This window comes from uncultured Porticoccus sp. (assembly GCF_913061305.1).
Classification (GTDB): domain Bacteria; phylum Pseudomonadota; class Gammaproteobacteria; order Pseudomonadales; family Porticoccaceae; genus Porticoccus.
In genome coordinates this window covers 84,007-91,443 of sequence record NZ_CAJXST010000010.1, presented here as the reverse complement: position 1 = coordinate 91,443, position 7,437 = coordinate 84,007, and the positions used below count along the sequence as shown (strand labels likewise).

At 59.1% G+C, this 7,437-nt stretch carries 8 protein-coding genes; 1 reads left to right on the top strand and 7 read right to left on the bottom strand.

What is annotated here, in order from left to right:
- Positions 1 to 547 precede the first annotated feature (547 nt).
- Entirely contained in the window at positions 548 to 823 is a 276-nt protein-coding gene (locus QZ516_RS12100) for a DUF4404 family protein (protein WP_297190208.1), read from the bottom strand.
- 303 nt (positions 824 to 1,126) lie between these two features.
- Here QZ516_RS12100 and QZ516_RS12095 point away from each other — a divergent pair, with 303 nt between their 5' ends.
- The gene (locus tag QZ516_RS12095; protein WP_297190205.1) at positions 1,127 to 2,437 is read left to right on the top strand and encodes an ammonium transporter; all 1,311 of its coding nucleotides are present in this window, start codon (positions 1,127 to 1,129) and stop codon (positions 2,435 to 2,437) included.
- A 99-nt stretch (positions 2,438 to 2,536) separates the two neighbouring features.
- On the opposite strand, the gene QZ516_RS12090 is transcribed toward QZ516_RS12095, so the two are convergent.
- Genes QZ516_RS12090 through QZ516_RS12065 form a run of 6 tightly spaced genes read right to left on the bottom strand, consistent with a single transcriptional unit; the run spans position 2,537 to position 7,435 of the window.
- Positions 2,537 to 3,400, bottom strand: a complete 864-nt coding sequence (locus QZ516_RS12090) for a cobalamin-binding protein (RefSeq protein WP_297190204.1) — start codon at positions 3,398 to 3,400, stop codon at positions 2,537 to 2,539.
- A 1-nt stretch (position 3,401) separates the two neighbouring features.
- On the bottom strand, positions 3,402 to 4,172 hold the full coding sequence (locus QZ516_RS12085) for a heme ABC transporter ATP-binding protein (protein WP_297190201.1): 771 nt from the start codon (positions 4,170 to 4,172) through the stop codon (positions 3,402 to 3,404).
- Between the two features lie 4 nt (positions 4,173 to 4,176).
- Positions 4,177 to 5,166 (bottom strand): iron chelate uptake ABC transporter family permease subunit, encoded by a 990-nt coding sequence (locus QZ516_RS12080; protein WP_297190214.1) that lies wholly within the window; start codon positions 5,164 to 5,166, stop codon positions 4,177 to 4,179.
- Positions 5,167 to 5,216: 50 nt separating this feature from the next.
- Complete coding sequence (cobO, locus tag QZ516_RS12075) at positions 5,217 to 5,810, bottom strand: cob(I)yrinic acid a,c-diamide adenosyltransferase (RefSeq protein ID WP_297190199.1); 594 nt, start codon at positions 5,808 to 5,810, stop codon at positions 5,217 to 5,219.
- A 9-nt stretch (positions 5,811 to 5,819) separates the two neighbouring features.
- Positions 5,820 to 6,743: an ABC transporter substrate-binding protein gene (locus tag QZ516_RS12070; protein WP_297190196.1), complete on the bottom strand. Its 924-nt coding sequence runs from the start codon at positions 6,741 to 6,743 to the stop codon at positions 5,820 to 5,822.
- Positions 6,740 to 7,435 (bottom strand): ATP-binding protein, encoded by a 696-nt coding sequence (locus QZ516_RS12065; protein ID WP_297190193.1) that lies wholly within the window; start codon positions 7,433 to 7,435, stop codon positions 6,740 to 6,742. Before QZ516_RS12065 ends, QZ516_RS12070 begins: the two co-directional genes overlap by 4 nt.
- Positions 7,436 to 7,437: the final 2 nt, after the last annotated feature.

The window sequence follows — 7,437 nt, the reverse complement described above, 5'->3', positions numbered from 1 at the left end:
GATAGGAGTCCGTCTCGTGGGCTCGGAGATGTGTATAAGAGACAGGGATTGAGGCGTTGGGGCAGGCGGGGGCGAGGTCTTTCTTGCCACAACTGAGGGCACCGCCTCGGGGACACGGGGCGGCCGCTCCCTCAGTTTACGCTCTGCCAGTGTCGAAGACTCCGACTCGGGGATCACCGGCGTGCTGTCAAGCCCCGGTAACTGGTTTCGCCAGTTCTGGTTGGGCGGAGAGACAACCTGCAGGTTGCGCGGCCGGTCCCGCTCGGAAAACGGGCTGACGTCCTGTCCATCGGCAACTGTCGGATCGCCTACTGACGCCACTGTTGATGTGGCAACCGCTCGACCGTCCTTGATTTCGCGCATCTCACAGGACCAGTCATCACTTTGCCTGGCGCCACCACAGACCCAGCCAATGTAGTTATCGCTGTCTTCATTTGTGTCTGAGCCAGCACAGCCGGCAATCAGCGCGCCGACCACCATCAGACCAAAGACTCTTCTCTCCATTGCTCAATAGACCCCAGCAACCCGGATCGCTATAGCCCCGGGGTTAGATACCCATTTTTCCCAGTGAATCCAGCAGTTGACGCACCACGCCTGCCAGGCGGGGGTGGTCGAGATCAAATTCACCGGCTTTTCGCTCAAGTTGCTCCCGCAGCGATTCGTGGTGAGCCCCTTTTTCGAGATCCCCCTGGGCAATGCGGATCATGTCAGACATCAGGTGTCCCAGCATGTCCCGGTCTTCCGGGTCTAGCGTCTTTGCCTTTTCCAGCTCGTTGTGCAGCGTGGTCAGTTGGTCACGCAAATCATCATTGTCATTGGACATGGTCGTTACTCCTCCGGACACAGAACCGCGCTGGGTCATGTGAATTTCTGGTTTGTATCAATCCTGAATCAAGTTCCTGTCGCCGGCAAGCAGGCATATTGATATGCGCTTGATACGGAGACCAAAAAATTTCAAGCACCATAATAGCGCCAAATCGGCTTTTCTGGCACAGCATTTGCGAAACCTTATCGGAACGCCTTGCTAAAGGCTAAAAAACAAAAAAATTGCTCTATTCTGATGCATATGCACCGGCATGAGCCAATATATTGCACGTAAATAGTGCAAGATTATGAGGGATTGATTATGTTCAGGCCTGTAAGACACCGCACCACCCTGTATGCCCTATTATTAAGCCTGCTTGCACCGACTATAGGCCACACCGAGACCATTAATGGTGCAAACACAGCATGGATTCTGACTGCCACTGCGCTGGTGCTGTTCATGACGATTCCCGGTCTGTCGCTTTTTTACGCCGGGCTGGTCAGGGCAAAAAACGTGCTGTCGGTATTAATGCAGTGCTTTGCCATTACCTGCGCGGCCTCACTGATATGGCTGATCTGCGGCTATAGCCTGGCTTTCGGTGATGGCGGCTCAATGAATGCCTGGATCGGCAACCTGCAAAATGTCATGCTCGCCAGCGTAACGGCAGAAAGTCTGGCCGGGGATATTCCCGAGACTGTATTCTTCATGTTTCAAATGACCTTCGCCATTATTACCCCGGCGCTGATTGTCGGCGGTTTTGCCGAGCGTATGCGCTTTTCGGCGGTCATGCTGTTCAGCTGCCTCTGGCTGCTGGTGGTCTACGTGCCGATTACCCACTGGGTGTGGGGCGGTGGCTGGCTGGGCGAAATGGGTCTGCTGGATTTTGCCGGTGGCACGGTGGTGCATATTACCGCAGGGGTTGCCGCGCTGGTGACGGCGATTGTACTGGGGCGCCGCCGTGGCTTCCAGCAACAGCCGATGATGCCGCACAACCTGACCATGACTGTTACCGGGGCAGGTATGCTCTGGGTTGGCTGGTTTGGCTTCAATGGCGGTTCGGCTCTGGCCGCCAACGGCGACGCGGGTATGGCCATGCTGGTGACCCACATCTCCGCCGCCACCGGTTCACTGGCCTGGATGATGATGGAGTGGATCAAACACGGCAAGCCTTCGGTACTGGGCATCGTCACGGGTATGGTGGCGGGTCTCGGCACCATCACCCCGGCATCGGGCTTTGTCGGTCCCGGCGGGGCACTGCTGATCGGCTTCAGCGCCGGTATCATCTGCTATTTCGCAACCCAGGCAATCAAACTGAAATTCCGGATTGACGACTCCCTCGATGTTTTCCCGGTACACGGTATCGGCGGTATCCTCGGCACCCTGCTGGCCGGGATATTCATCTCCGCCGATCTCGGCGTCTTCAGTGGTCCAGGCTATGCCGAGGGCATGGCGATGGATTCCCAGCTGAAAGTCCAGTTTATCGGGGTACTCAGTACACTTGCCTATACCGCCGTGCTGACTTTTGTATTGTTGAAACTGGTTAACCTGATGGTTGGCCTGAGAGTAGACGACGAGCAGGAAACCCAGGGGCTCGATATCTCCCAGCACGATGAGAGGGGTTACGATATCTGAGTAGTTTCCTATTGGTTTTCCAGTCGAGGAAAACAGCAAAAAAAGCCGCCCCCGGGCGGCTTTTTTCCGGGTGCGATATTGTTGCGGTCCGGCGTTGTGTCACCGGGCGCGGTCGATGGCCTCGCACAATTGCCGGGCACCCTTGACGATACGCGGGGTATGGCGGTGCAAAAGATAGGGGTCCACACCGTAGATATGCCCCCCCGCTACAGCGCGCAGCTGTGGCCACTGACGCCAGTAATCAAACGTTGTCTCGGCTTCCGTGTACTGTCCCACCACAATCACTTCCGGATCGGCTGCCAGAACTGATTCCACGCCCAGTCTTGGCACCAGCCCTGCGGTATCGGCAAACGCATTGCGCCCGCCGCACAGGGCCATCACATCCGAGACCAGGTGGCTGCCACCGAAGGTCATCAGCGGCGACTGCCATATCTGGTAATACACCGTCACCGGGCGCGACTGACCGTACTCATCACCCAGTGCTTTCATGGCCCGGCGAAACTGGCCAACCACAGGCTCGGCAGCCTCTTCGCGACCCAGCAGCTTGCCGATATTCAACACAGTGCGGGGAATATCGTCCAGGTGGCGGGGCTTGTTGACATAGACGTTAAGTCCCAGGGATTTGAGCCGGTTGATCATGCTCTCCCCATTGCCGCTCAGCCATACCAGCACCAGATCCGGCTGATATTGCAGCAGGGCCTCATAATTGATTTTATTGTTGGAGCCAATCACCGGCAGGGCTTTTGCCGCTGCGGGGAAATCGCTCCAGGCCACGGTAGCGGTCATCTGGTCCCCACCACCCACGGCATACACCAGCTCGGTCAGGTGCGGCGCCATGGTGATCACCCGTTGGGCCGGGCCCTCGAGCACAAGCTGTTCACCGATATCATCCTGAACTCGGATTTCTGCAGACACCGCGGCTCCACACAGTGCCAACAACAGTGCAAGCAGGGTTCGTGGCATCTCAGGCAATCACCAGTGGCGTGCCCGTCAACGGGTTGATACCGATGGACACATCCACATTGAAGACCTGCTTGATCGTCGTGGCTGTGAGTACCTGTTGCGGCGAACCGCAGGCGGCAATCCGCCCACAGCTCAATACCAGCAACTGGTCGGCACAGCGAGCCGCCATATTCAGATCGTGAATCACCACCAGTACGCCAACCCCCTGGGCGGCAAAGCTGCGCATATTGGCAATGGTCAGTTGCTGGTGTGCGAGATCAAAAGAGGAGGTGGGCTCGTCGAGTATCAGCACCCGGGCATGGTCGGCCACCGGCTCCCAGATCTGGGCCAGTACCCGAGCCAGCTGAACGCGTTGTTTTTCACCGCCGGACATGTGGGTATAAAAGCGTTTGTCCAGATAACTGCCATCCACAGCCGCCAGCGCTGCATCGACAATGGCGGTATCGCGGACCAGCCCGGTGGCGTGGGGAATGCGGCCCATCATCACCACCTCCCGGGCGGTAAAGGGAAAATCGAGCCTCGAACTCTGCGGTAGCACGGCCATGACGCTGGCCAGTTGTGTTGGCGACCAGTCCCCCAGTGGCTGGCCACTCAGCGCAATATTGCCCGCCGTGGGCCGCTGTTCGCCTGTCAGCAGGCGCAACAGGCTGGTTTTCCCGGCCCCATTGGGACCAATAATGGCCGTGACCTTGCCCGGTTCCACGCGTAAATCGATCTCCCGCAGCAGCGAAAACCCGGCGATGGAAAATGACAGACCCTGTGCTTCCAGCATCGCGCTAACTCACCAGATCCCGGCGCTGTCGGAGCAACAGGGCAACGAAGAATGGTGCCCCCAGCAGGGCCGTGATCACCCCGGTGGGCAATTCAGCCGGCGACATCAGGGTCCGGGCCCCGGTATCCGCCAGCAACAGCAACACCGCCCCCAACAGGGCAGAACCGGGAATCAGGTAACGGTGATCGGGCCCGATCAGCAACCGCACCAGATGGGGCACAATCAGCCCCACAAAAGCGACCACACCCGACACCGCCACCGCCACACCAACCCCGAGTGCCGTCAGTACGATCAATCGCCGTTTCAGCTGCTCGACGCCAATTCCCAGATGGCGGGCCTCGGATTCTCCCAGCAACATGGCATTCAGCGCGCGACCTTCGCGCGGCAGGACCAATACCAGCGGTATCACCACCGCGGCAATCACCATCACACGGTGCCAATTGGCACTGTCCAGATTGCCCATCTGCCAGAGGCTGATGCGACGCAGCATTTCATTATCGGCGAAAAAACTGAACAGGCTGGTTACTGCCCCCGCCAATGCCGTGATGGCAATTCCGGCCAGCAACATGGTGGATACGGAGGTACCGGTTACCGAGGTTGCCAGCCGGTAAACGACGGCCGTGGCGGCCATGCCGCCAAGAAAGGCACCGATCGCAATCGCCGGCAGACCCAATCCGGAACCCAGGAACCCGAAACCACCGAAAAAAATCACACAACTGGCGCCCACCGAGGCGCCACTGGAAACACCGATCAGGGAGGGGTCGGCCAGTGGATTGCGAAACAGACCCTGCATCACGGCACCACAACTGGCCAGACAGGCGCCGACCAGGGCCGCCAACAACACCCGTGGCAGACGGATCAGTTCCAGCACACGGCCGTCCATATCCTGGTCGGCAGACCAGAGCGTCAGCAGTTTTACCGGGGCAATCTGTACCGGGCCCACCAGCAAGCCAAGCAATACAGCCAGCACCAGCAAAACCAGGGCAACCACCATAAAGGCCCGCGGGGGAAGACGATGCAACGCGCAGTTCCTCGGTCGGCCCGTCAGAAGTCCACGCCGCGCCGCGCCATAATACCGGCGCGATAGGCGTGTTTGACTTCCCGTATCTCGGAGACGGTATCCGCCAGCGCCTGTAGCCCCGCCCCGCCACCGCGGCCGGTCACCACAACACTCTGACCGAACGGTCGGTTGCGCAATGCATCCAGCACTTCGGCCTCATCGAGATACTGAAAACTGAGCATGTAGGTCAGCTCATCCAGTACCACCAGATGGAAACTTTCATCCGCCAGCATCCGCTTGGCCACCAGCCAGGTGCGCAAGGCGGCCTCCATATCACCCTGGCGATCCTGGGTATTCCAGGTAAACCCGGTGCCCATCTGGTAGAAGTCCACTTCCGGACATTTTTCCTGCAGATAAAGCTCTTCGCCCGAGAGTTGCTCGCCCTTGATGAATTGCACCACCCCCACCTTATAGTGATAGCCCAGCGCCCGCATCACCATGCCAAAGGCAGAACTGGATTTACCCTTGCCGTCACCGGTGAGGAAAACCATCACACCGCGCTCCTGGTCTGCGGCCGCTATACCGGCGTCCACTTTTTCCTTGAGCTTCTGCATCTTCTGCTGGTGTTTGTCCGTCATTGCATGTCCTCAGGGGGTGTTCGGAATTTTCACTGCGCCCATCATACCCCGGGGCAGTGGATGAATTTCGGGGTGCAGCAGATTGGCCAGTATTTCCAGACTATCCACCAGCCGGGGACCGGGGCGACTGAAATAACTGTTGCCGTCTACCATATAAACTTGGTCAGACTCCGTCGCTGGCAGCATGCCGTAACCTGGCCTGCCTGTCAGCAGGGGAATATCCAGGGCCGTGCGCTGCAAGTCAAATCCGCACAGTGATACCACCACCACATCCGGTGCCGCAGCCACCAATTCCTCCCACGAACGGCGGCGGGACGGCCGCTGCTGTTCGCCAAAACAGGGCGTGCCACCGGCCAGCTCAATCAGCTCCGGGTACCAGTGCCCGCCATCGTAGATCGGGTCGAGCCACTCCAGAATTGCCACTCGGGGACGCAACGCCGGCACAGCCGCCGTCCGGACCGCCACCTGATTGACCCGGCGGCAGAGCTCGGCGTGATAGGTAGCGGCCGCGGCGGTACAACCCGCCGCCTCTCCCACCAGTAACACCGTATCCAGAACATCCTGCAGACAGCTGGGCTCCAGATTGATCACCCGGACATCACCGGGCAACTGACAGGCCATGTCGTTCACCTCACCGGCAGAGACCGCACAGACGTCACAAAGGGCCTGGGTGACGATCAAGTCAGGGGCGAGCTGCCGTAATACCGGCTCGTTCAGACTGTACAGCGCACTGTCCGTTTCCAGTTGGTCGCTGACCAGCGTATCGATCTCATCACTGGCAAGCCCCTTGGGAATCCTGGAGGCAGTCACCACCGGCAATCCCACCACGTCGGGTGGAAAATCACATTCATGGGTGACGCCCACCAGACTGTCACGGAGTCCAATGCCACAGATGATCTCTGTGGCGCTGGGCAACAGCGAGACTATTCTCAAGCCACCACCTCCGTCAGGTCGGTGTACACAAACCCCTCGCGGGTCACTGTTTCACCCACCTCAACCCGTATCGGCCATTTGAACATCGGCCCGTTCCAGGCAAAGCTGTGGAATTCACCATTCTCCCCACAGGGATCGACCGCTGCCGGCAGTTTCGTCAGAAAATCCAGATTGAACGCGGCACCCGCCAGTGACTGGGGCATCCTGCCGGGATCCAGACAGGTCACACGCGCCTGCAAGCCACCGTCGACCATGGCTCGGGCCAGTTGATCCGTCGGCGTAGCCCAGATCGGAAACAACACCTCAAGCCCGGTCTGTGCCATGCGGCTTTCACGGTAGGCGCGAATGTCCTCCAGAAACAGATCACCAAAGGCAATGGCGTCGGGTGAGAATTGCTGTATGGCTTCCTCCAGCGCGGTATGCATAGCCTGCTCATACTGCTCATTGCTGCACGGCCAGGGCAGGGGAATCGCCAGCAGCGGCAAGCCGGCAGCATCCGCCTGGGCGCGCACCAGGCTCAGGCGGACGCCGTGGATGGCCGAGCGGACAAATGCCTGATTGTAAGTGGTCAATAACCCGACCACCTCCACGGTGGGATCCCGCTGCAATTGATAAAGCGTCCAGGCGGAATCCTTGCCACTGCTCCAGGACAGTAACACCCGGGTTTTCCCGGGTCTGCTCAAATCGGTCACGC

Coding starts and splice junctions, on each gene's coding strand:
- QZ516_RS12090 (WP_297190204.1), bottom strand. CDS start 3,400: ATGCCACGAACCCTGCTTGCACTGTTGTTGGCACTGTGTGGAGCCGCG.
- QZ516_RS12100 (WP_297190208.1), bottom strand. CDS start 823: ATGTCCAATGACAATGATGATTTGCGTGACCAACTGACCACGCTGCAC.
- QZ516_RS12095 (WP_297190205.1), top strand. CDS start 1,127: ATGTTCAGGCCTGTAAGACACCGCACCACCCTGTATGCCCTATTATTA.
- QZ516_RS12080 (WP_297190214.1), bottom strand. CDS start 5,166: ATGGTGGTTGCCCTGGTTTTGCTGGTGCTGGCTGTATTGCTTGGCTTG.
- QZ516_RS12085 (WP_297190201.1), bottom strand. CDS start 4,172: ATGCTGGAAGCACAGGGTCTGTCATTTTCCATCGCCGGGTTTTCGCTG.
- cobO (WP_297190199.1), bottom strand. CDS start 5,810: ATGACGGACAAACACCAGCAGAAGATGCAGAAGCTCAAGGAAAAAGTG.